General features: G+C 65.0%; 17 protein-coding genes and 1 tRNA gene. 8 read left to right on the top strand and 10 right to left on the bottom strand.

Going from position 1 to position 21,396, the window contains the following annotated elements; all coding sequences use genetic code 11:
* Positions 1–65 precede the first annotated feature (65 nt).
* From Mal64_RS03215 to istB, 5 genes are all read left to right on the top strand, one after another.
* Positions 66–1,067 (top strand): DUF1559 domain-containing protein, encoded by a 1,002-nt coding sequence (locus tag Mal64_RS03215; RefSeq protein WP_146396958.1) that lies wholly within the window; start codon positions 66–68, stop codon positions 1,065–1,067.
* Between the two features lie 61 nt (positions 1,068–1,128).
* Entirely contained in the window at positions 1,129–1,560 is a 432-nt protein-coding gene (locus Mal64_RS03210; RefSeq protein WP_146396955.1) for a hypothetical protein, read from the top strand.
* Positions 1,561–1,660: 100 nt separating this feature from the next.
* Positions 1,661–4,021: a BNR repeat-containing protein gene (locus Mal64_RS03205; protein WP_197525394.1), complete on the top strand. Its 2,361-nt coding sequence runs from the start codon at positions 1,661–1,663 to the stop codon at positions 4,019–4,021.
* 367 nt (positions 4,022–4,388) lie between these two features.
* Entirely contained in the window at positions 4,389–5,882 is a 1,494-nt protein-coding gene (gene istA / locus Mal64_RS03200) for an IS21 family transposase (RefSeq protein ID WP_146396949.1), read from the top strand.
* Positions 5,882–6,655: an IS21-like element helper ATPase IstB gene (istB, locus tag Mal64_RS03195; RefSeq protein WP_146396947.1), complete on the top strand. Its 774-nt coding sequence runs from the start codon at positions 5,882–5,884 to the stop codon at positions 6,653–6,655. Before istA ends, istB begins: the two co-directional genes overlap by 1 nt.
* A gap of 60 nt (positions 6,656–6,715) precedes the next feature.
* Here the strand turns inward: istB and Mal64_RS03190 are convergent, their stop codons facing one another.
* Both Mal64_RS03190 and Mal64_RS03185 read right to left on the bottom strand, forming a co-directional pair.
* The gene (locus Mal64_RS03190; protein ID WP_146396944.1) at positions 6,716–6,958 is read right to left on the bottom strand and encodes a hypothetical protein; all 243 of its coding nucleotides are present in this window, start codon (positions 6,956–6,958) and stop codon (positions 6,716–6,718) included.
* A 122-nt stretch (positions 6,959–7,080) separates the two neighbouring features.
* Positions 7,081–7,154: transfer RNA gene (locus tag Mal64_RS03185), tRNA-Met, on the bottom strand.
* Positions 7,155–7,517: 363 nt separating this feature from the next.
* On the opposite strand from Mal64_RS03185, the gene Mal64_RS03180 reads away from it, so the two are divergent.
* Entirely contained in the window at positions 7,518–9,041 is a 1,524-nt protein-coding gene (locus Mal64_RS03180; RefSeq protein ID WP_146396941.1) for a prenyltransferase/squalene oxidase repeat-containing protein, read from the top strand.
* A gap of 68 nt (positions 9,042–9,109) precedes the next feature.
* Here Mal64_RS03180 and Mal64_RS03175 read toward each other — a convergent pair whose 3' ends face one another.
* The 8 genes from Mal64_RS03175 to Mal64_RS03140 all read right to left on the bottom strand — a co-directional run bounded on the left by Mal64_RS03175 (position 9,110) and on the right by Mal64_RS03140 (position 18,381).
* Positions 9,110–9,817: a restriction endonuclease gene (locus tag Mal64_RS03175; RefSeq protein WP_146396938.1), complete on the bottom strand. Its 708-nt coding sequence runs from the start codon at positions 9,815–9,817 to the stop codon at positions 9,110–9,112.
* A 15-nt stretch (positions 9,818–9,832) separates the two neighbouring features.
* Positions 9,833–10,762, bottom strand: a complete 930-nt coding sequence (locus tag Mal64_RS03170; RefSeq protein ID WP_197525393.1) for a nucleoside triphosphate pyrophosphohydrolase family protein — start codon at positions 10,760–10,762, stop codon at positions 9,833–9,835.
* On the bottom strand, positions 10,752–11,558 hold the full coding sequence (locus Mal64_RS03165; protein ID WP_146396936.1) for a hypothetical protein: 807 nt from the start codon (positions 11,556–11,558) through the stop codon (positions 10,752–10,754). Before Mal64_RS03165 ends, Mal64_RS03170 begins: the two co-directional genes overlap by 11 nt.
* The gene (locus tag Mal64_RS03160; protein WP_146396933.1) at positions 11,558–12,421 is read right to left on the bottom strand and encodes an ImmA/IrrE family metallo-endopeptidase; all 864 of its coding nucleotides are present in this window, start codon (positions 12,419–12,421) and stop codon (positions 11,558–11,560) included. The genes Mal64_RS03165 and Mal64_RS03160 overlap by 1 nt, the downstream gene beginning before the upstream one ends.
* Positions 12,422–12,425: 4 nt before the next feature.
* Positions 12,426–12,773 (bottom strand): helix-turn-helix domain-containing protein, encoded by a 348-nt coding sequence (locus tag Mal64_RS03155; protein ID WP_146396930.1) that lies wholly within the window; start codon positions 12,771–12,773, stop codon positions 12,426–12,428.
* Positions 12,774–13,140: 367 nt separating this feature from the next.
* Positions 13,141–13,644, bottom strand: a complete 504-nt coding sequence (locus Mal64_RS20370; protein ID WP_146396928.1) for a DUF1643 domain-containing protein — start codon at positions 13,642–13,644, stop codon at positions 13,141–13,143.
* A gap of 679 nt (positions 13,645–14,323) precedes the next feature.
* Positions 14,324–17,362 carry a DUF4332 domain-containing protein gene (locus Mal64_RS03145; protein WP_146396925.1) on the bottom strand — a complete coding sequence of 1,013 codons (3,039 nt, stop codon included), beginning with the start codon at positions 17,360–17,362 and terminating at the stop codon, positions 14,324–14,326.
* Positions 17,363–17,544: 182 nt separating this feature from the next.
* Positions 17,545–18,381, bottom strand: a complete 837-nt coding sequence (locus Mal64_RS03140; protein ID WP_146396922.1) for a GGDEF domain-containing protein — start codon at positions 18,379–18,381, stop codon at positions 17,545–17,547.
* A 425-nt stretch (positions 18,382–18,806) separates the two neighbouring features.
* Here Mal64_RS03140 and Mal64_RS03135 point away from each other — a divergent pair, with 425 nt between their 5' ends.
* Positions 18,807–19,916 carry a sugar transferase gene (locus Mal64_RS03135; protein WP_146396919.1) on the top strand — a complete coding sequence of 370 codons (1,110 nt, stop codon included), beginning with the start codon at positions 18,807–18,809 and terminating at the stop codon, positions 19,914–19,916.
* A gap of 171 nt (positions 19,917–20,087) precedes the next feature.
* The gene (locus Mal64_RS03130) at positions 20,088–21,293 is read left to right on the top strand and encodes a glycosyltransferase family 4 protein (RefSeq protein WP_146396916.1); all 1,206 of its coding nucleotides are present in this window, start codon (positions 20,088–20,090) and stop codon (positions 21,291–21,293) included.
* The last annotated feature ends 103 nt before the right edge of the window (positions 21,294–21,396 follow it).

The following is a 21,396-nucleotide window of genomic DNA, read 5'->3' as shown; positions in this document are numbered from 1 at the left end:
TGGAGACGGCTCTGTGCCCGCGTCCAGGACGCAGCCCTCCATGCCAGATCGGATCGAAACTACCCATGAAGCACAAATCAAAAGCCTTCACCCTCGTCGAGCTGTTGGTGGTGATCGCCATCATCGGCATCCTTGTGGCGCTGCTCCTCCCGGCGGTGCAGGCCGCCCGCGAGTCGGCGCGAAGGTCGCAATGCACGAGCCAAGAGAAGCAGTTCGGATTGGCTTTCCTTGGCTACGAGGACACGAACAAGAGGTTTCCCGCGGGCCGGCTGGGCTGCGACGGGAACATCATCCCCGAGTGCGAGGGAAAAGGCCTCGGCGTCGGTGGCGGCAACCTCGGCCAGAGCGGCGCCAGCGCCTTCCTCCAGATCCTTCCCTTCCTCGAGGAGCAAGGCCTCGCCGACCTGTGGCGGATTGACGAAGTGGCCGTGTGGTACGTCGACGCCTCGAACAACTGGTTTCGCGATCCGAGCGTGCAGCAGGCGATGAGGATTCAGCCTGCGCTGATGCGTTGCCCCAGCGACGGCGAGTCGCAGGTCTTCGCCCAGTACAAGCACCACGTCCCCTCCGGCTCGCGCGACATCCCGGTCACCGCAGGGAGCTACGCGCTCTCGATGGGATCGAACGGCCCCGAGGGGTCTGCGCCGGTGTTCCCCAGCAACGACGTGAAGTTCTACAACACGGGAGTGTTTGTCTACGCAAGAACGTTCCGCATTTCGCAGATCACCGACGGCCTCAGCAAGACGTTCTTCGTCGGAGAGTCGATCAACGGGCACGACCCGAACAGCTCGAGCATCTGGTCCAACGGCAACCGCTGCAACCTGATGCGATCGACCAACCTGCCGATGAACACGCCTTACGACGTCAGCGCGATCGTCGAGAACGCCGCCGAGGCGGGGGGCCCTGGCGGATGGGTGAACTGCACCTTTTCGAGCAAGCACCCCGGCGGCGGCAATTTCTTGTTCGGCGACGGCCACGTCTCGTTCCTCAGCGAGAACATCTCCGACGCCAATTACCAGGCTCTCTCGACGCGCGAGGGCGAAGAGGTGCTCAGCGAGAGTTACTGATCGCGCCGAGCGTGACCGCCCCTTCCCCCCTCGAGCCCCCCTTACGAGACAAGTAAAAGGCATGCGAAACAGTATTGGCCTCACCGCGATGGCTCTCATGTTCGGCGTCTTGGCGATCAGCGGTTGTGGCGACGGTCGTCCCACGAGGGCGCCGGTCACCGGCCGAGTGCTGATAGACGGGCAGCCGCTTACGGTTGGCACCGTGAAGTTCGTGAGCTCCGGTGTGAGGTCGTCTGTGGGACAACTCGACGGCGAGGGGCGTTTCTCGCTCACCTGCTACGAGAAGAACGACGGCGTGATCCCCGGCACGCACAGGGTGCGCATCGCCGCGAAAGAATCGATTGACGAGAACACCGTCCGCTGGCACGCGCCAAAGATGTACGCCGACGAAAGCACCTCGGGGATCGAAGTGGTGGTCGATGAGCCCACCCAGGACTTGGTGATCGAGCTCACCTGGGACGGGCAAGAAGGACCTTATGTCGAAAGATTGTAGCCCCCGCCGAGGCACGCCCTCGCCAGAGTACGCGCCTGACCGCCACGCACGCACCCAAGCCGAGCACCCTGTGAGAATTAAACTCTTCAACTGTCCCGTTATGCCGAGCCGGATCGCGCCCCTGGCCGCGGCGACGCTCGCCGCCTTGTTGGCGTGCGCGCCAGCGGCCGATGCGGTCGAGACGAACCTGATCCCGATTGACCAAGCGTTCGCCGCTAACAGCATGAACCACGTGAGCTTCCGCCAGAGCTCGATCATGACCGTAGGCGAGCAACAGTTCGCCGCCTATTACGACGACGCGGGCTTGGTGACGGTCGCCCGCCGCACCCACAGCTCGAACACCTGGGACGTCTTCAACACCGCCTACACCGACAACAACTCGAACCTGACCGACGACCACAACGTGATCACGTTCGGCGTCGACGGCGATGGCTTCATGCACCTCAGCTGGGGCATGCACGACGATGACCTCCGCTACATCAAGTCGGACCAGCCGGTCACCGGCGCCACGCCGATCTCGTTCGGCTCGGAGATCCCGATGGTGGGCGACGCGGAGGGGCTGGTCACCTACCCTCAGTTCTACAACCTGCCTGGCGGCGACCTGATGTTCTTGTACCGCACCGGCGGCTCGGGCAACGGAGACACGCAGGTCAACCGCTACGACCTATCGACCGGCGACTGGTCCCCGCTGCACCGCCCGCTGTTCGACGGCAGCATCTCCGGCGACGGCTTGCCGAGCGTGAATAACTATCCCAATACGCTAGCGTTCGATTCGCAGGGAGACATCCACCTCACCTGGACGGTTCGCAACACGCCCGACTTCCAGACCAACAAGAACCTTTACTACGCCCGCTCGGGCGACAACGGATCGACTTGGACCCGGACGGATGGCTCGTCCTACCCCTTGCCGTTCGGCGAGACGCACTCCGAGATGGTGGTCGAGATCCCCGAGGGGAGCTCGTTGATCAACCAGACCTCGACGGCGGTCGACCAGCACGACAACCCGATAATCGCCTCGTGGTGGGCGCCCGGCTCACAGCAGGGAGACCACACCCGGCAGTACATGCTCGCCCATTACGACGGGGCGGAGTGGCGAACTTCTCAGATCACCAACCGACCGCCGGAGAGCAAGACCGGCGGCGGAAGCGTCCGTGAACTGGGCCGGCCGATTGTCATGGTCGACGACGACGATCGCACCCTCGTCGTGATGCGGTACGAGGAACGAGGCAACGTGATCACCGTGGCCCACAGCAAGGACCGTGAGAATTGGGACTTTGTCGACCTGACAACCGAAGACCTCGGCGACTACGAGCCAAGCTTCGACCGCGAGCTGTGGGAGCAAGAGAACGTGCTGAACCTGCTCTATCAACCCGTCGGACTAGGGCAGCAGGGTTCGACCATCTCCGTGCTGGAATGGGACGCAAGATCTTTTTTCGAGCGGCTGGAGAGCCCTAAACTCACGCTGCGGGTCGACCGCTTCACCGGCCAGGTTTCGCTCGTCAACAGCAGCGACGAGCCGATCGCGGTCGATCAGTACACGGTCGCCTCGGCCAACGGCCTGCTCGCCGACGGCGAATGGCAAGGGCTCGCGGCGCAGGGAACGCCCGGGTGGCAAACCTCGGCCGCCGGGCCCAGCGCGCTTTCCGAACACAGCTCTGTGGGGTTGTCTTTCGATCCGCAGAACACCGCTTCTCTCGGGCAGGCCATCAACAATCAGCTTGCCTTCGGCGTCGACGCGCCCCAGGACCTGACGCTCAGCTACGCGGTAGCCGATGGCGACATCGTTAGCGGCGAGGTCGTCTACGAGGGCGAGTCCCCGAACAACCTTACGCTGCTGGTCGATCCCGGCACGGGACAGGCCCGTTTGATCAACACCTCGAATTTCGCGGTCGACTTCGATGCGTACACCATCACTTCGGAATCGGGGGCCCTGCGCTACGGGGACGACGATTGGCGGAGCCTCCACGATTCGGGCGAGGCCGGCGAAGGCTGGGACGAGGCCAATCCGGACGCGACACGCGTTTCGGAACTGCAGAACCAGGGGGCCGTGACTCTCGAGAGCGGCGAAGGCTACGACCTCGGCGGGCTGTTCGACACGAGCCTGGACCAGGACCTCGGATTCGAGTTCCTCGTCGCCGGCGAGTCGCAAGAACGTACGGGCGTGGTGCGATTCGTTTCTCTCGCCCCCGTGTTGACGGGCGACTACAACAATAACGGCGTGGTCGACGCCGCCGACTTCACTATCTGGCGAGACGCCCTCAACACGTTCGCCTCGCTCCCCAGCGACGCGACCCCGGGGCTCGTGACGGCCTTGGATTACGAGGTCTGGCTGGCGCACTTCGGGGAAACCGCCGCAGCCACCATCGCTCCGGCCGCCCCGGAACCTATGTCGCTTGTGACCGTCGTCTATTGCTTGGTCCCGCTCCTGGTCTTCCCCCGATTCATGCATCAGCTACGATGAGAGGATAGGGGGGGAGGCCGATCTGACGCCAACAGATTATCAATCTCACATGGGCTTTGGTCGACGACCTCGAGGTTATGAGGCGCTTTCCCGCGAAGGCTTTCACCCTACGTTTTTCGGCGTTTCTACCGCTATTTTAGCCTGATGTGCCCTTTGCAGAAAGCAGCATTCTTTAGCGGGTGTGAGTGGCATTCGAAAAGTGCAGCGCCCGGCGTTCAGGGCTTGGCGCCCTAAAAGTGCAGCGCGCCGGGCGCGTTCGCCCGCCTGATTTGCGAAGCTGAGAGGCCGTGGGAGGGGCCGGAGGCCCCTTTCCTGGTTCTCTTGGGGGTCGTGGATCAGCGGGGCGCGTCAGAAAGTGCTGCAAGACATGGAGTTGTGGACGGAGGTCCGGCGTCGGGTGCTGACCGGCGAGCTGAGCCGGCGGCAGGCGGCCGAGGAGTACCACCTGAACTACCGCACGGTGGCGAAGGCCTGTGAGCACGTCGAGCCGCCGGGCTACCGGCGCAGTCAGCCGCGCAAGCGACCGAAGATGGCGGCGTACCTGCCGCGGATAGCCGAGATCCTGGAGGCCGACAAGCGGGCGCCGAAGAAGCAGCGTCACACGGCCAAGCGGATCTTCGAACGGCTGCGGGACGAGCACGGCTACGACGGCTGCTACGAGAGCGTGAAGGAAGCGGTCCGCGAGTGGAAGCAGGGAAGCCAGGAAGTGTTCCTGCCCTTGTCGCACCCGCCGGGCGAGGCGCAGGTCGACTTCGGTTTCGCGTCCATTGATCTCGCCGGCGAGCGGGTGCAGGTCGCTTTGTTCGTGATCACGCTGCCCTACTCGGACGCGTTGTTCCTGCAGGCGTTCCTGCGGGAGTGCACCGAGTCGTTCCAGGAGGGCCACAAGCGGGCGTTCGATTTCTTCGGCGGCGTGCCGACGCGGATCAGCTACGACAACTCGCGGGTCGCGATCTCCAAGATCACCGGCCCGCGGGACCGCGAGCGGACGCGCGAGTTCCTGCGGCTCGAGAGCCACTACCTGTTCGCGTCGCACTTCTGTCTGGTGCGGCGGGCGAACGAGAAGGGGAAGGTCGAGGGGCTGGTCGGCTTCGGCCGCCGCAACTTCCTCGTGCCGGTCCCGCAGGTGGACTCGCTGGAAGAGCTGAACGCGGAGCTGGCCAGGCGGTGTGAAGCCGATCTGGACCGCACGCTCCGCGGCAAGAGCGGCTCGAAACGCCAACTGCTCAACGAAGACCAAGCGGCGATGCTCGACCTGCCGAAGCAAGGCTTCGATGCGAGAAGAGTGACGCAGGCCTCGGCCTGCGGGCTGTCGCTGGTGCGGTTCGACACGAACCGCTACAGCGTGCCGGTCGCGCACGCGAGAAGGCCGATCACCATTGTCGCCACGGTCGACGAGGTGCGGCTGATCGACGCCGGCAAGCTCGTCGCGAAGCACCCGAGGTGCTGGAAACGCGAGCAGGACGTCTACGACCCGGTGCACTACCTGGCGCTGTTGGAGAAGAAGCCGGGCGACTTCGACCACGCCCGGCCGCTGGAGAAGTGGGCTCTGCCGAGCTGCTTCGACGAGTTGCGGCGGCTGCTCGAAGCGGACGGCCTGGGCGCCCGCGAGTACATCCGCGTGCTGCGGCTCTTGGAACGCTTCGACCTGAAGCCACTCACCGACGCCGTCGAGTACGCGCTGGACATCGGCGTCGTGGACGCCGACGCGATCCGGGTCATCGCGGAGCACCGCCGAGAGGCGCCGGTCGCGCTCTTCTCGCTCGACGGTCGGCCTCACCTGCGGACCGTCGCGGTTGAGGCGACCAACGTCGCCGCCTACGGCGCGTTATTGTCCGCTGGGCAGGAAGGAGGCCAATAATGAAGAACGAGACCAAGAGCACGGTGCTAGTGAAGCACCACCTCAAGCAGCTTAAGCTGCCAACTATGCACTCCGAGTGCGAGAAGGTCGCCGCGCGTTCGGCGAAGGAGAACCTCGACCACCTGGCGTACCTGCTCGCGCTGTGCGAGCTGGAGCTGGTCGACCGCGAACGCCGCGCCGCCGAGCGGCGGCTCAAGGCCGCCCGGTTCCCGTCGTCCAAGACGCTCGACGAGTTCGACTTCGACGCAAGGCCGTCGCTGAACAAGCCGCTCGTGCTGGAACTTGCCAAGGGCGACTGGATCGACAAGCGGGAGAACCTGCTGCTGGTGGGCCCCAGCGGGACCGGCAAGACCCACCTGGCGATCGCGCTGGCGATGGCCGCCTGCCTCTCCGGCCGCAAGGTCCGCTGCTTCCGCGTCACCGAGTTGATCACCACGATGCTCGAAGCACGGGACGAGAAGAGCCTGCTGCGGCTCCGCTCCCAGCTCGCCAAGCAGGACGTCGTGGTGCTCGACGAGCTGGGCTACGTCCCCGCCAGCAAGGCGGGAGCCGAGCTGCTGTTCGACCTGATCGGCCAGGCCTACGAGCGACAAAGCCTCGTGGTCACCACCAACCTGCCGTTCGAACACTGGACCGAGGTCCTCGGCAGCGAACGCCTCACCGGCGCCGCCCTCGACCGGCTCACCCACCGCTGCCACATCCTCGAATTCACCGGTCAGAGCTACCGCCTGCAGGACGCCCAACGCCGGAGTCGATCCAAGAAACAAGAGTAAAACACTAGGCGATCGCGGGGGCGCCTGCTATCCTCCCCGAAACCAACCAGCGCTGCACTTTCACGGCGCCGGGCGCTGCACTTTTCGAATACCACTCACAGACTCGGGGTCCTGCTCGGCCAGATCGGGGCGGGCCTCGTCGCGTCGCCGCCGCCACTGCTCAACGAGCTCGTCGTAGCGTTCGTAGCTTCGGGGCGAACCGAAAACACCGAGCTGAATATCCCGGCCGTCGATCGAGACGATCGCTTGGCCGTTGCTCTTGTGGTGACGGTACTTAGGTGGACGGTTTACCAGCTTGGGCATGGCGGCTCTCCAGCTGCGAGTGACCAAACAGGGCGTAAACGCCATGTTTGGGCTCCAGCAAGCCGCTCGGCCAAACTTTGGCCGGTAACCTAAGTAACGGTTTCAGCAGGACTTAGAAAAAGTGGCGGGGGCCGGATTCGAACCGACGACCTCGAGGTTATGAGCCTCGCGAGCTACCTGGCTGCTCCACCCCGCGACATGTGAGCCTCGTATTCTACTGCCGGGGCGCCACATCGGCAACGGGCCCCTTCCACACTTCGGGGAACCCGCCAATCGGCTCTCTGCCCGGCAGATTGTTCTCTTTCGGCGCCGCGGGGCGGCGAGCTTTGGCGGCGGTTCCTGTTTTTCTGTTCCCAATCCCATCGCGCGCCTCGCGGGTGGGCGTAAGTGCCGGCTGCGAAGGACTTTCTGTTTGCCGCACGCCCCTCCGGCCGATACGATCCTGTAGGAACAGCAACCGGCCCCCCTAGGGCCGCGGCAGGCGGGTGGCAGCGACCGGTTCGGCGCCTTGGGGGCGGCGGGCCCCGCCACGCTGGCCTCTCGCGCGGCGAGGCGAACGATGGCGTACGACGCCCAATCCGATTCTCCCTCTCCCTTGCGCCCCGGCCTCGCGCCCGCTCCGCCGCACGGCCACGACCCGCGCCGCCACCACCACGGCCACGACGACGATCACGACGCCCCGCCGCTCGTCGACATCTCCGGCTGGCTCAACGACAGCCCCGCCTGGCTCATCAGCGCGGCGATGCACCTGCTGCTGCTGATCGTCGGGGCGTTGCTGCTGGTCTCGGTCAACAGCTCCGACGACCTGACCATCGAGGCGCTCTTCACCGAGGACGTCGGCGAGCAGCTCATCGAAGAGCCGCTCGACCTGTCGGCCGCGCTCGAGGTCGAACTCGACGAGCAGATGCTCACCCCCACCGACCTGCCGGAGGTGGCCGACCCGCTCGCCACGCCCGAGCCCGCCCCGCTCATGCCAGACGCCCCGGCGTTCGCCACCGACGCGCTCACCACCCCCACGCTCGGCGTTGCGCTGAGCGGCCGCGAGCCCGGCTCGCGCGAGATGCTCCTCAAATCGTTCGGCGGCACGGCCGCCACCGAGTCGGCCGTGATGGCCGGCCTCGAGTGGCTCATCCGCCAGCAGCAGCGCAACGGCTCGTGGAGCCTCCAGGGGCCGTACGACGACGGGGCGCGGGTCGAGAACCAGCAAGCCGCCACCGCCATGGCGCTGCTCGCCTTCCAGGGCGCCGGCTACACCCCCGCCAGCGCCGAAGACTCACGCTACCGCCGGGCGGTCGAGAAGGCGTGGCCGTGGCTGCTCGAAACGCAGCTCGACGACGGTTCGTTCTTCCGCCAAGGCGCGAACAGCCACCGCTTTTACACCCACGGCCAATGCACCATCGCGCTCTGCGAGCTGCTCTCGATGACCGGCGACGAGCAATACCGCGAGCCGGCCCAGGCGGCGGTCGATTTCCTCGTCCGCCACCAGGCGACCGAGGGGGGCTGGAAGTACGACCCCGGCGAGGGGAGCGACACGTCGGTCACCGGCTGGGCGCTGATGGCCCTTAAGAGCGCACGGATCGCCGGCCTCCACGTTCCCAGCGACGTGTTCGTCCGCATCGGCGAGTTCCTCGACCTGGTGGCCCGCGTCGACGGCAGCCGCTACGGCTACATGAAGCCCGACGGCTACACCACCAGCATGACGGCCGAGGGCCTGCTCTGCCGGCAATACCTCGGCTGGGCCCGCGAAGACTTCCGCCTGCGGCAAGGGGTCGATTACCTGCTCGACAACCGCCCCGAGTGGCGCCGCGGCAAACGCGACGCGTATTACTGGTACTACGCCACGCAGGTCTGCCACCACATGGGGGGCGAAGACTGGCGGGCCTGGAACAGCGTCACCCGCGAGCTGCTGCCCGAGCAGCAGGTGAAGCGCGGCCGCGAGCGCGGCAGCTGGAGCCCCGACGGCGACCGCTGGGGCTCCCACGGCGGCCGCCTCTACATCACCTGCCTGTCGATCTACACGCTGGAGGTCTACTACCGGCACCTGCCGATCTATCAAGACGTGCTAACGGGCGGCGGGTTTTAGCGTGGGGCGTTGGCCTATAGGTTTGCGGGTCGTCGGTGTGTCGGGCCGACGCAGGTTACGGACAACCTCTAAGCAGAGTCCGTTTCCTTGAAGGCCGCCTCTCCGACTTCGAGTCTGGATTCGAGCTCGGATACGACAGGAGCGAGGATCCTTAGCAGGACTTCAGACGACTCGTAGAGAGCTGGCAGCCTCGCGACAGTTGATCGTAGTTCGTCACAGGTTATCGGATAATTCCCGCGTAGCCCTTTTGAGAGCAACTCCGAAAGTACGTCAATGATGTTCGCGCCACTGTAGCTGAGGTCGCCTACCTCTGGGCGAAGTCCGCACTCGATCCTGATGGTCTTCGGGATCGCCCAATAGCGTACCTTGCACGCTTCTACACGGTCGAATAAGTCGCGAATCCGCATCGCGTGAATCTGTTCATAGGCCGTTGACTGCAACGCTTTAAGCGATGAGATACTTACGTTCGTCAAATTCGACGCCTCAGCCGCCCCGCTCTGCACCCCTGCCTCGCATAGAAGCACACCGCGGTCTGCCCCAAGATCTGTCACGATCTGCCGCAAAGCGAGCACATGCAGTTTTGAGACCTTCGTCTTCCAGCGTTTGCACTCAACTATCCATAGTATCGAGAATCCCGAGTGCTCCGAACGAACAGCTACATCGACATGATGCGTAGTACGCACTCCCGAGAGGGATGCGTTAGTCTCGGCGTGCATGCCGAGCCCACGGAAGAAGACTGCCGCATTCTCTTGATAGTCGCTCCAATCTGGGGGCATTCTTCTGCTCCTACCTCAGCCGATGGGTGAGAACTCAAAGAGCTCGTCGTCCGCGCTCGCCGTCACACATCCCCCATCGTTTCGGATCAATGCTCGCCAGACTGCGTAACTCTTCAGTATCACCGACTCCCATTCTTTCGGTGTTCTGTCGTGGACTTCGTAAGGTCGCGTCATCATCTTGATCGTACGCAAGAGATCGAACTCGACTGATTCTGCGCCGTCGAACATCGAGAAATCTCGTGCGAACTCGTAGACGAGTACAGAGATCGCTTCTTCGGTAATGCGCGCCCGCGCGCCGTCTTCGACCTCGTCAATGTCCGGCACCGATTTCCGCTTTCTTCTGCAAATGTGCCGAACCAAAGGTGACCATCCGAGCAATGCCGCCATGGCTAGGTGGAAGCAATCGTGGAAGCGGTAGCCGTCGTCTGCGTGCGCGTTGTCTGTAAGATAATCTCCGCTCGACTCGCCGTTGATCGTCAGCGACAGCTTTTTCCGTCCACTCGCTTGAACCATGCGAAAGTCTGCACGGAAGTTTCGAGGGAGTTGCTCGTCTTCTGGGAACTGTTGGTCGTAATGGGTTGAGAAGAGGCTCTGTTGAGGCTTCTCGGCCTCGCCCCATCGATCGGCAAGCTTAGCAAGGTTCTCTCGCGCGATCTCGTCCAGGTCGAGGTTCATCTTGGAGGCGATGTTCGACAGATACCAGAGGATGTCTCCGAGTTCCTCCGATACCTGGTCCGTGAAAGGGCGATAGATATCACCCTGCCGCATCCATTTCTTGAATTCACTCAGTAGTGAGCCTGCTTCGCCGGCCAACCCAAGGAGAGGAACCATTAGCGAGGTCGTATCTCCACCGCCCGCTTCAGGAACCTGATCTGTCTTTTCTGCAAGGAGCTGATAGTCTCGCAGAGTCAGGTTGTCGCCGGCAGCATGAACATCACTTGTCATGGCTTATCTCCTCCGTAACTCGTTTCTCAACCACGCTCCGCAGTTGGCCGAGGGAAGACTTGGAAACGCCGGCGCCGAGAAGCGGCCTTGTCGCAATGCATGTTACGCGGCGCAATGAGAGCTTGGTGTGATACGCGATGAAGTGACCGAGGTGTGCAAGACCGAGATAATTGCCGTAAGCACGATCAAAGATGTATTGCGATGGATAAAATCCCGTGATCGAGATGCTGTCCTTTCCTTCATAGTCGACGCCAACGTGCTGCAGGCAGGGAAAGCCTAGGCGCGTCTGTCGCGAGTGGTCTGCTGCCGGATTGAAGCAAGTCATCTGAAGTCCGGTAGCTCGAAAGTGCCGGTCACCGCTCAAGCGATCGATTACCTCAGAGACTTGGTCAATTCGATTGACGGAGCCATTTCGCACCGCATCGAATCCCATCAACCGGGCAAAGTAAGTTCCGTGGCGGTTCGCCGGGTTGAGAGCGGCCAATCTAGGATAGAGGTGATCGACGCAAAGCTCACCGAACTCGCTGCTTGTCAGGTCTTTCCGCCGTAACCAAAGCTTGTACGGAAATATGACCATGGCAGATACGTCACACGAATTGCATCCCGCGGTGGACAGCGCTGCGTCCGTAGCAGTGCGGATAGCACTGTCTTCTGGCGGGAGGTCGCCTTGGAAACCGGCGATGCTGACGACGAGGGGATTGCATTTTCCAGCTGGCTTCTGGAGCACCTGTAGAAGGGCGTGACCCCATGCGATGCTCAGGTTTGAGCATTCCACAACCGTAGGTGCACCTGGCATCATTCCTCCTCCGGCAGAAAGCGGTAACGCCAGGCTCCGACATATCCGCGGCGTGAGACACGAATAGCTACTTCGCGGCCGTTTGCGAGCTTGAGGCGTTCTTGGCCCACGCAGGCCGCTTCCCACACGGTTTGTTCATCGTGGCGGGGGTGTGAGGTCAGCAAGGCTGGTTCATCGGCGAACGCCTCCTGTGCAAGCACGAAGTCGCCAACTTCCATATCGACCGTAGCAGACGGGTAGTCGTCGTGAAACACGACGAGTCCACTCTTTGCCGACGGTGGATAGAGAACAGACCGTATGGACTTTGGTTGATGCCGCTTCAGCCCGTCGAATCTGCCCCTGGGCAGGAGTTGCAACCCGAAAGTCAACTGCCCCAGCAGCGCGGAATATCCCACACTGAACAGGCCGGCGATCAGGAATGTCTGCTCGGGCGTTATGCTCTTGATGTCGAGGTGATACGCTTTGGCGGCAGCCAGGATGGCTTGACGAGGCATCAGTAGATGTGCGGCGAAGACATCCGCTGCCACTTCCTCGGGGCTTCTGCGCTGATCCGTCGTGCCCCCAGCCAAGTACTCGTCTACCCTTGTCCCGTGTCCGAGTTCGTGATGCCCAAGCTCGTGGGCACAAGTGAAGGCTACACGGCCTGGAGGACGGTGCCGGGTGGAAGGCAGCACAATGGCAGTTCGCGGCTCTCGGCAATACATACCTTCGAGGGACGGGCAATCCAGAAAGCGAACCTCAACCCCAATAGCGGCGCAAACATCGAATACGTTGACAGGATCTTCACGCGAAACGGCAAGACGTCTCCGCGTCTCAAATGCCTTCCGCAAGGCAGTATTTTTCGCTGTCTGCCAGGGATCCACGGCATCACTCCTTGTTTGACCGCAATGCTTTGACCAGCCTCAGCAGCGTTTGGAGATCTTCTGGGCTCAGCTTGCTCAATTCCCTCGCCGCGAGCTGAATACGTGGATCGCCACTGCTAGACGATTCATCATCACCTTGGAGCAGCCATGCACTGCTAATGTCGTAGAGTTCTGCGAACCACGACACTTCTTCTGCTTTGAGAGAACGTGAGCCCGCCTCAATCTGGGAGACCGTCGGGCGATGCATGTCTAGGAGCTTTGCTACCTGCCCTTGGCTGAGCCCAGATTGTTCGCGAGCCCACCTAAGCCGATCACCAATTCCCGATGTGCTTTGCTTCTCTGACGTAGACATCTTGGCTTACTCCTGAGCGCAGACCATAGAATGGATGCGATCCACCAACTCACCGAATGTTCGATCGCGTTGCCCGTCATCGTGCACGGTTGCGTTGAAGTCCTCGGGAATCTCCGCGTTGAACTCAATGCAGAGATCGAGCACGACGTTTACGCCGTCATCGCTCGATAGACCAGTATCGCGAACGAGCTTCGTAGAGGGGACCAGCTCCGGGCAACTCTGGCAGGACGCGGTTACGTACCCCGTGATTACCTTGCGAACTCGGTCACTGACTTCAGAGATTCCCATCGACACGGCTCCTTACGGGTGGTAAGAAAATCTTACCAATCGGGCCGTGGAGGTCAAGCATCGGAACTATCTTGGTGAACTAAACCGCGGTGTAGGGCTGCGGCTGCTGATCTGCACGTACGTAGAGAGGATGCCTGGGATGGCCGTCGCTGGTTGTTCCGAGGCAGTACGGCTCTTGAAGATAGGTGAGCACGCGTTGCTCTCGATCGCTGAGCTTGCCACGCGTTCCCCACGCTGCCAGCACGAAATCGGCCTGAGCCGCGAGGCGTTTAAGTGTTCGGTCGTTGGAAGGCCCTACGGGATCGCTTACTTGAGCCAGAACGGTAGGGTCTGTGGCCCTGTACGCGAATAGATTGGCGATGATTAGCGTTCCGAACCCCCAGCTTTTCGCGAATCCAACGCAACGCCTAACGGTTGGGTCATCTTTGGTTGCATCAGCAGTTGACGGATTGAGCCCGACCACAAGGAGGACTTCGCCATTCCCCCAGTATCGACGCAGCGAGTAGCGGTAAACGCCGCAATGCGAGAAGCTCGCACGCCTCAGTATCTCTTCGCGAGCCGGTCTTCGGGAGCTTGCAGGCAACGCTGTCTTCCAATGGGCAATTAGAGGTACCAGATGGCAACGTGGTTTTCCAAGATGATCGGTATGCCGTCAATGCCGGCTCTCGGACAAGTAACGATGAGCCGACTGCATGCCGAGCCCACGCCAACCTGCGTCGGTCGTAAACATCGAAGCAGGGGGCGATGGAGAAGGTAAGACATCGCTAGATACGCCAGCCATCGTTACCGCTCACGCTCGTGGGCTTCCGCTTGGCGGAATGCCCCCGCCATGCCGTTGCAAACGCGTCAAAACTTGGCCCAAGAAAAGTTGGGTGCGATTAGCGGCCCTTCGGCGGACTTCGCTGCGCTCAGCTATCCACTTTGCCGGCAACGGCTTACGACAAAATCGCGTTGGCCTAAAAATCGCTGCTGCGCGCTTGGCTCAAAACGCTTTGCAGAAATTTGGTGATCGATCGGTTATCAATACAATTGGGCGCCGCAGGGTGGGCGCGCCGCTGCGTTCTTCCGGCCAACCGCCCCCTTCGAAGCCGCCACGCTGCGTTTTTCGGGCGTCGATCGTGAGCAACCGACGCAGCAACTTTCTGAGCGGCAAACCAGCGGCAAGTTTCTGAAAAACTATTGGCCGCGCGAAGGTTTTTTAGCAGTCAGCGATCAGCACTCAGCGATCGGCTTTATCATGGCTGACCGCTGAAAGCTAACTCCTACGCCGCCCCAACCGCGCGTCCGCGCCGGGCCGAGCGGATCCAGCCGGTCACCTCGTCGAGGTCGGGCTTCTGGGCGCCGCGCAGGGCCCGCTCGCCTTCGCTCGTCTCGCAGAACGGCTCGACGAACTCCAGCAGCTCGGCCGGCTTCATCGAGGCGATGCCGTCGACCGTCGTGAAGCCGCAGCCGACGAGCACCTGGGCGTCGTGGCCGCGGAGCTCGGGGACGCAGCAGACGAGGTGCGCCTGGTGCTGCCAGGCGACGACCGTGGCGGCGTCGACCCGCTTCGAGTCGATCTCGCCGGCCAGCCGCTCGGCGTCGGCCTCGAGCAGCTCAGCGACGGTCCGCACACCGGCGCGTTGCAGCATCTCGGCCGTCTTGGGACCGATCGACGGGGCGTCGACCACCGGGCTGGTGGTTTCGAGGTAGTACTTCGGCGCGGCGGGCCCCGATGGCTCGCGGCGCCGCTTGCTCCGTTTGCGCGACCCGCCGCCCGAGCCGCCCGTGCTGAACCTGACGCTGCGGGCGTCGCCGGAGTGGTCGGGGCGACGGCGGGAGTTCTCGGCGATCCGCTCACGCCGTTCCGAGCGGTGCCGGCGCCACGCCTTGCGGGCCGCCGACGACCGCCAGCGGGAGCGGCCGGCGTCGGCGCGCTCGATCCAGGCGTCGACCAGGTCGCGGCTGAGAGTGAAGCCGCGCGAGCGGAGCCGCTCGCCGCGGCCGCTGGCGAGCCAGCGCGTGGCGCGTTCGAGCAGGGAGTCGGTGTCGGCCTCGGCCAGCTCGCCGACGCTCCGCACACCGCACTCGGTGAGCAACGCCGCCTCGTCGAGCCGCAGCCCGACGACAAAGCAGACGAGCGCCAGGTGCTCCTGCCACTGGGCGACCAGCTCGGCCGGGATGCTGTCGAGATCGATCTCCTCGGCCACGGCGCTCGGGTCGGCGCCGATCAAGTCGCCGACGGTGCGGACGCGGGCGCGGCCGAAGACCTCGGCGCGGTCGGCGATGGGGGCCGGGAACCGCTCGATCGGGTCGTCGACGCCCATCAGGAAGTCGGGCTCTTCGACGAGCGTTTCCTTGACGATCGAAACGGGCTGTGTTGGTGCTGGCCGCGGCGCGGGCTTCGGCGGCGCGGGCTCGGCGGCGGGGCGGGCCGACAGGTCGAACCGCTTGGTCCCGAGCCAGCGGAAGCGGTCGAGCGCCGCCGCGCGGTCGGTGGTGACCAGCGCCTGGCGGCCGCGGCGGCCGTAGTCGTCGAGCAGCGTGGCGAGGTTGGCGGCGTGGCGGTCGTCGAGCCCGGCGAACGGCTCCTCGGCCACGAGCGGCGTGGCCACGCCGCGGGCGGCGAAGGCGTCGGCCAGGGCGAGCGACAAGCTCCAGGCGACGAGCAGTTCGGTCGTGGCGCCCCAGCGGCCCGCGTCGAGCCGGCGGCCGTGGCGGTCGATCACGACGATCGAGCGGCCGCCGTCGATCAGCTTGAGCGTGGTCAGCTCGCCGTCGGAGAGCCGGGCGATCAGGTCCGAGGCCCGCCAGCCGTCGGCGGCGTGGTCGGTCTCGGACTCTTCGCGCCACACGCCGCGGTCGAGCCGCTCTTGGACCGAGCGGAGCTCGCGTTGCAGCGACTCGACCTCGGCGTGGGAGAGCAGCTCGGAGCGGTCGCGAACGAGGCGCTCGTGGGTCGCTTCGAGACCCGCCAGGCGGCTCTCGGCCGCGTCGAGGCGGTCGATCAGCTCCGTGCGGCGGCGCACCAGCGAGTCGCGGGCGGCCGGGTCGGCGGGGGCGAGCTCGATCATCTCCTGGCGGCCGCGGGTGGTGCGGCCGAGCGTTTGGCGGCGTTCGAGCAGCCGGTCGAGCTGCTGACGCATCTCCTCCTTCGAGCGGGCGAGCTGCTCGCCTTCGGCTTTGAGTTCCTGAGACCGCAGGGCGCGGTCTTGGCTTTCGACTAATTGAGCGAGCCGCTCGAGCTGAGAGCCGAGCGTCTCGACCAGCGGGTTGAGCCGCGGGTGGGCGTCGCCGCAAACGCACGCCGGCGAGTCGGCGGGCCGGGCGAGGCGGGCGACTTCGCTCTCCAGGTCGCGCAGCAAGCGGGTCGAGACCGCCACGCAGGCGCGTTGGTCGGCGACACCCAGCAGCGGCGATTCGTCGTCGGGGCGGGCCTGGGCCCGCTCGGCCTGCACGCGCGCCTCGCGCAGCTCGATCTCGGCCAGGGTGGCGCGCCAGTGGTCGATCTGCTCGTCGAGGTCGCGCAGGCGGGGGGCCCACTCGCTCGCCGCCAGTCGGTCGGTCTCTTCGCCGGCGATGCGGCTGACCTCTTCGGCCCGGTCGGCCGCGTCGATCTCGCCCAGGCGGGCGCTGAGCGCGTCGAGCTCGCGGCGCAGCTCCTCCATGTCGCCGCGGAGCGAGTCGCGTTGCTCCGAGATGCTGGTGAGCTGGGTTTCGAGGTCGTCGCTCTGAAGGCGACGCAGGCCGAGCTGCTTCTCGAGGTCGGCCGCCAGCGCGTCGCGGCGGAGGATCAGCTCTTGCCGCAGGGCGGCCGGTTCGGCGCTGTGCGAGGCGCCGCGGCGGCCGCGCGGCCAGCGCGTTTGCAGATCGCGGAGCGCCGAGGCGACCGCCGGCGACAGCAGGCGGGTGGTCCAATGCGCCGAGTCGGTCGGGGCAGGGCAGTAGACCGTTTCGAGCACCGCGGGGCTGCAGCCCTCGAGCCAAAGCTCCTTGAGGTTTTGCGGCGGCGCCTCGCCGCCGAGGCTGGCGACCGTGAGCCGGTCGAACTCGCGCTCCGCGCGACGCTTGAGCCGAAAGGGCCCGCCGGCGGTTTCGATGTCGATCGAGCCGTTGCGTGTCGACCGCGGGCGGTCGTCGCTGGCGGTGCGGCCGAACACGAGCTGCGGCGCGAGCCGGGCGAGCTCGCCCCGCGTAGCGGCCGAGCCGCTGTGGAGCACGTTCAGCCCGGCGGCTAGGCCTTGCAGCTCGACGCCGCGCCCTTGCGGCTCGGCGCCGTGGTGATGCGTTCCCTCGCCCAGCGCGATGCGGTGAATCCTCATGGGTCTCGTGTCCCCCTAAACTTCCTTGTTGGGTCAGACTCTACGGCCCCATGGCGCCTCGGCAGCGAGAAACAGCGCGGCGTGGCTGCCGGCCTAGGGCGGGTCCTAGGCGTGCGGGGCGATGGGTAAGCTAGCCAATACCCGCGGTTTAGACAACGTCGGTTCCGGCGACGATGGCTGTGCTAGCTGGCGCCTTTGCGGGAGTACATGTCGCGGTCGGCCGCGGTGAGCATCGCCTCGGCCGTGGCGTGCCCCTCGTTGGAGAGGGCCACGCCCACGCTCACGCCGAAGGATCGCCCGTCGTTGTCACCCTCGCCGTCGATCGGCTGAGCGACCGCGTGGCCGATGCGCTCGACCGTGACGGCCGCCGCTTCGCGTGTGGCGATCGAGTCGAGCAGCACCACGAATTCGTCGCCCCCGAAGCGGGCGACCGTGTCGCCGTCACGCACCGAGTCGGCGATGCGGTCGGCGATGATCCGCAGGTAGCGGTCGCCGGCCACGTGGCCGAGCGTGTCGTTGACGCTCTTGAAATCGTCGGCGTCGATAAACAGCAAGGCGAACGGGCGGTTGCCGCGGCGGTCGAAACGGTGGGGGAGTTCGGCGTCGAACCAGGCGCGGGTCGCTAGGCCGGTCGTTGGGTCGACCGCGTCGAGCGACGCTCGGCAAGTGTCGATCGGATCGCCGGCGACCACGAGAAACGCCTCGACGAACAGCCGTTCGACTTCGCCCCGGCGCTCCCCCGCACGACGGACACCCACTCGCCACTCGGCATCGTCCAACCGCAGCCGCTGTCCGGGCTTTTGGGCGGCGGTGAGCATCCGCTCGACCAGCGCGGCGTTGCTCAAGCAGTTGCTCTTTGCCAGCTCAGCGAGGGCGGGGTTCAGCCAATCGATCTCGAAGCCGGTGGGCCCCCGGTCGACGAGGGCCATCGGCGCGGCCGACAGCTCGGCCGCTTGGCCGGCGGGGTTGGCCGGCTTTCGGGCGTTGTGGGCAGCGGCGCCTTCGTTCAGAAACGCCATGGGGTGTGGGCCAAGTCGAAGGTGCGAGTTCGGAGGAGCGAAGCAGCGAGAAGTGAGTACGCGTTACGCAACGACAATGCTTATTTCACTCGATTCCCCATCGTGCGTCACAGGAGAATCGCCGCCGCTGCTGTACTGTAATTATGCGCTACGCCGTGACTCTAGGGATAATGGCTACCGCAACTGGGGGGGGGAGTGGGTGGGGCAGCATACCGTAATTGCGTTAGAAAGCCTTTGGTAATAGCGGTTTTCGACGATCGGGCTGGCGAGTTTCACCTACCCGGCCAAGGGGGGCAGGGGGGGCACAATCGTTTCTTTTCGTTGGCGTCTTCCTGAGGGCGTGATTAAAATCGTGGCATGCTTCGTGCGGCCTCGAAGCCCCCGCCTCCGACTAGCTCGCCCGTTCTTTGGCGAGACGACACGCTATGAATCTCCCTGTGTGGCTCACCCGCATCCCGGCGTTCCGTCTGCGCCAAGGCGTTGCGGGGAGCGCTCTCGTCGCTCTTGATCGTTTTGAGATCGCCGCCACGGCTGAGCGGATGCGGGTGGATCGTAACGGGTCGGTGGTGTCGATGCTCGCTATCGAGCTGCCGCCCGGTGCGAACAACGCCCAGGACCTTGGTTTCCTGGCGGGCTTGCTCCGCGATCGGCTGCGACTGACCGACACGGCGGGGATGCTCAGCGACGGTCGGGTGGCGGTGTTGCTGCCCGACACCCCCGAGGAGGGCGCCTGGAAAGTCGCCTCGGACATTTGCGAGTCGTACCCGGTGGGCGAGGCGCGCCCCAACTGTGAGGTGCATGTTTATCCCGACAAGCCGCGGTCCTCGACTCCCAACGAGACCGGTGTGGGGGCGGGCAGCGGCGCCAATCGAGTGACCGGCCCCACGCCCGCCGCGCGGTCGGGCGCTGCGAGCTACGACCGGGTGTTCGCTCGCCGCACGCCGTGGTGGAAGCGGGCCGCCGATTTAGCCGGCGCGTCGCTCGGCTTGGTGGTGGCGGGGCCGGTGATCTTGGCCGCCGCGGCGGCGGTGCGCATCACCTCACCCGGACCGGCGATCTACGCGCAGGAGCGCGAGGGGCTCGGCGGCAAGCGGTTCAAGATCTACAAGCTACGCACGATGCAGGTCGGCGCCGACGCCCTGAAGGACGGGCTCCGCGAGCACAGCGTGCAGGACGGCCCGGCATTCAAGATGAACAGTGACCCACGCGTTACGCCGCTGGGCAATATCCTCCGCAAGACAAGCATCGACGAGCTCCCGCAGCTATGGAACGTGCTGCGTGGCGACATGTCGCTGGTGGGGCCGCGGCCGCTGCCGGTCGACGAGTCGCAAGGCTGCGAGCCTTGGCAGCGGCGCCGGCTGCTCGTGACGCCGGGCATCACCTGCACCTGGCAGGTGCGTGGCCGCAACTTGGTGACTTTTGACGAATGGGTCCGGATGGACCTTCAATACGTGCAGGAGCGCTCGCCGCTGACCGACCTGAAGCTGATCGCTCAGACCGCCCCGGCGGTTGTTTTCGCAAAGGGGCCGCGCTGATCCTGCGCCGCGCCGTCGAACCCCGGCCAAACTCCCTCCTTCATCCCTCCTCACCTTTTCCTCAATTTGATCGCCGCCTCGACCATAGAGGCGACCCCGCCCGTCGCCCCCCGAACGCGCCCGCGCCGACGCCTGCTCTTGGTGTCGTTCGCCTGCCATCCCGATACGCACATGGAGTCGCGTATCGGCTGGCGCCGCGCGCTGCACGCGGCGCGGGAGTACGACGTGACGGTGATGTACGGCGACGGCTCGCCGGCCAGCGCGCTGCGTCAGGCCGCCCGTGAGCAGGGCGCCGAGGGGCGGATCGATTTCTTGCCGGTCGAGCACTCGCGTGTTTCGCGGCTGCTCTGCCGTTCGGCGGCGACCTATTACGCGGGCTACGACCTTTGGCACCGTCGCGTGTATCGCCGGGCGATGGGCGTGCACCAGCGGCGGCCGTTCGACTTGGTTCACCAAGTGAACTTTACCGGCTACCGGCAGCCGGGCGACTGCTGGCGGTTGCCGGCGCCCTTTATCTGGGGACCGGTGGGCGGCACCCAAGGCCCGCCGCTGGCCTATCTGCCCGAGTTGGGCTTGGCGGGGGCGTGGACCGAGTTGTGGCGACGCGCTGTGAACGCCTACCAGATGCGTTATTGCCCCCACGTCCGCGGAGCGGCCCGCAAGGCTTCGGTCGTGCTCTCGGCCACCCGGCGTGTGCAGAGCGATCTGAAGCGGTGCGGCGGCATCGAGTCGGAGGTCGAACTCGAGACGGCCCTCGATTACGAGCCGCTCGGCCCCCGTCCGCCGCGTCCCGAAGGGCAGCCGCTGCGGATTTTGTGGGCGGGACGGCACCGCAGCTGGAAGGCGTTGCCGCTGCTGCTGAAGGCGCTAGCGCGGCTGCCCGAGTCGGTCGACTACCGTGTGCGGGTGCTCGGCGTGGGCGATCGCACTTCGGCCTGGTTGGCCCAAGCCGAGCGGCTTGGCGTGGCGGATCGGATCGAATGGCTCGGCTGGCCGACCTACCGCGAGACCTTGCCCCATTACCGCTGGGCCGACGTGTTCGCCTTTACCAGCGTGCGAGACACGTCTGGCACGGGACTGCTCGAGGCGTTGGCTGCGGGGGCCCCGATCGTGGGGCTCGATCACCAAGGCGCCGCCGACCTGATGACGCCCGACTGCGCGATGCCGATCGCCGCGACGGGGCCCGAAGACTCGATCGAGGGGTTCGCCGCGGCGTTGACTCGCCTGGCTGGCGACCCCGATCTGCTGGCCCGACTCTCCGAGGGGGCCCGCGAGCGTTCGTTCACCCTGGGGTGGGAGGAGAAGGCGGAGCCGATGTTGCGAAGGTATCGATTAGCGCTAGCCGAGAGTCCTGCGACGGCAGATTCGGCCCCATAAAGGCGCGAAATATCGGTTGACCATAGTTAATATGGAGGTTTAAGCCCTCCCCGCCGCGGCGACGCCCGCCCCGCCTCCCCACTCTTCCCTCGAACCTCGCCAA

The sequence above is a fragment of the Pseudobythopirellula maris genome, from assembly GCF_007859945.1.
Classification (GTDB): Bacteria; Planctomycetota; Planctomycetia; order Pirellulales; family Lacipirellulaceae; genus Pseudobythopirellula; species Pseudobythopirellula maris.
This window is presented reverse-complemented; position numbering and strand designations above follow the sequence as displayed.

Bases quoted from the DNA above. Each gene is read 5' to 3' on its own strand.
- Mal64_RS03215 (WP_146396958.1), top strand. From the start codon at position 66: ATGAAGCACAAATCAAAAGCCTTCACCCTCGTCGAGCTGTTGGTGGTG.
- Mal64_RS03210 (WP_146396955.1), top strand. From the start codon at position 1,129: ATGCGAAACAGTATTGGCCTCACCGCGATGGCTCTCATGTTCGGCGTC.
- Mal64_RS03205 (WP_197525394.1), top strand. From the start codon at position 1,661: ATGCCGAGCCGGATCGCGCCCCTGGCCGCGGCGACGCTCGCCGCCTTG.
- istA (WP_146396949.1), top strand. From the start codon at position 4,389: ATGGAGTTGTGGACGGAGGTCCGGCGTCGGGTGCTGACCGGCGAGCTG.
- istB (WP_146396947.1), top strand. From the start codon at position 5,882: ATGAAGAACGAGACCAAGAGCACGGTGCTAGTGAAGCACCACCTCAAG.
- Mal64_RS03190 (WP_146396944.1), bottom strand. From the start codon at position 6,958: ATGCCCAAGCTGGTAAACCGTCCACCTAAGTACCGTCACCACAAGAGC.
- Mal64_RS03180 (WP_146396941.1), top strand. From the start codon at position 7,518: ATGGCGTACGACGCCCAATCCGATTCTCCCTCTCCCTTGCGCCCCGGC.
- Mal64_RS03175 (WP_146396938.1), bottom strand. From the start codon at position 9,817: ATGCCCCCAGATTGGAGCGACTATCAAGAGAATGCGGCAGTCTTCTTC.
- Mal64_RS03170 (WP_197525393.1), bottom strand. From the start codon at position 10,762: ATGACAAGTGATGTTCATGCTGCCGGCGACAACCTGACTCTGCGAGAC.
- Mal64_RS03165 (WP_146396936.1), bottom strand. From the start codon at position 11,558: ATGCCAGGTGCACCTACGGTTGTGGAATGCTCAAACCTGAGCATCGCA.
- Mal64_RS03155 (WP_146396930.1), bottom strand. From the start codon at position 12,773: ATGTCTACGTCAGAGAAGCAAAGCACATCGGGAATTGGTGATCGGCTT.
- Mal64_RS03145 (WP_146396925.1), bottom strand. From the start codon at position 17,362: ATGAGGATTCACCGCATCGCGCTGGGCGAGGGAACGCATCACCACGGC.
- Mal64_RS03140 (WP_146396922.1), bottom strand. From the start codon at position 18,381: ATGGCGTTTCTGAACGAAGGCGCCGCTGCCCACAACGCCCGAAAGCCG.
- Mal64_RS03135 (WP_146396919.1), top strand. From the start codon at position 18,807: ATGAATCTCCCTGTGTGGCTCACCCGCATCCCGGCGTTCCGTCTGCGC.
- Mal64_RS03130 (WP_146396916.1), top strand. From the start codon at position 20,088: ATGGAGTCGCGTATCGGCTGGCGCCGCGCGCTGCACGCGGCGCGGGAG.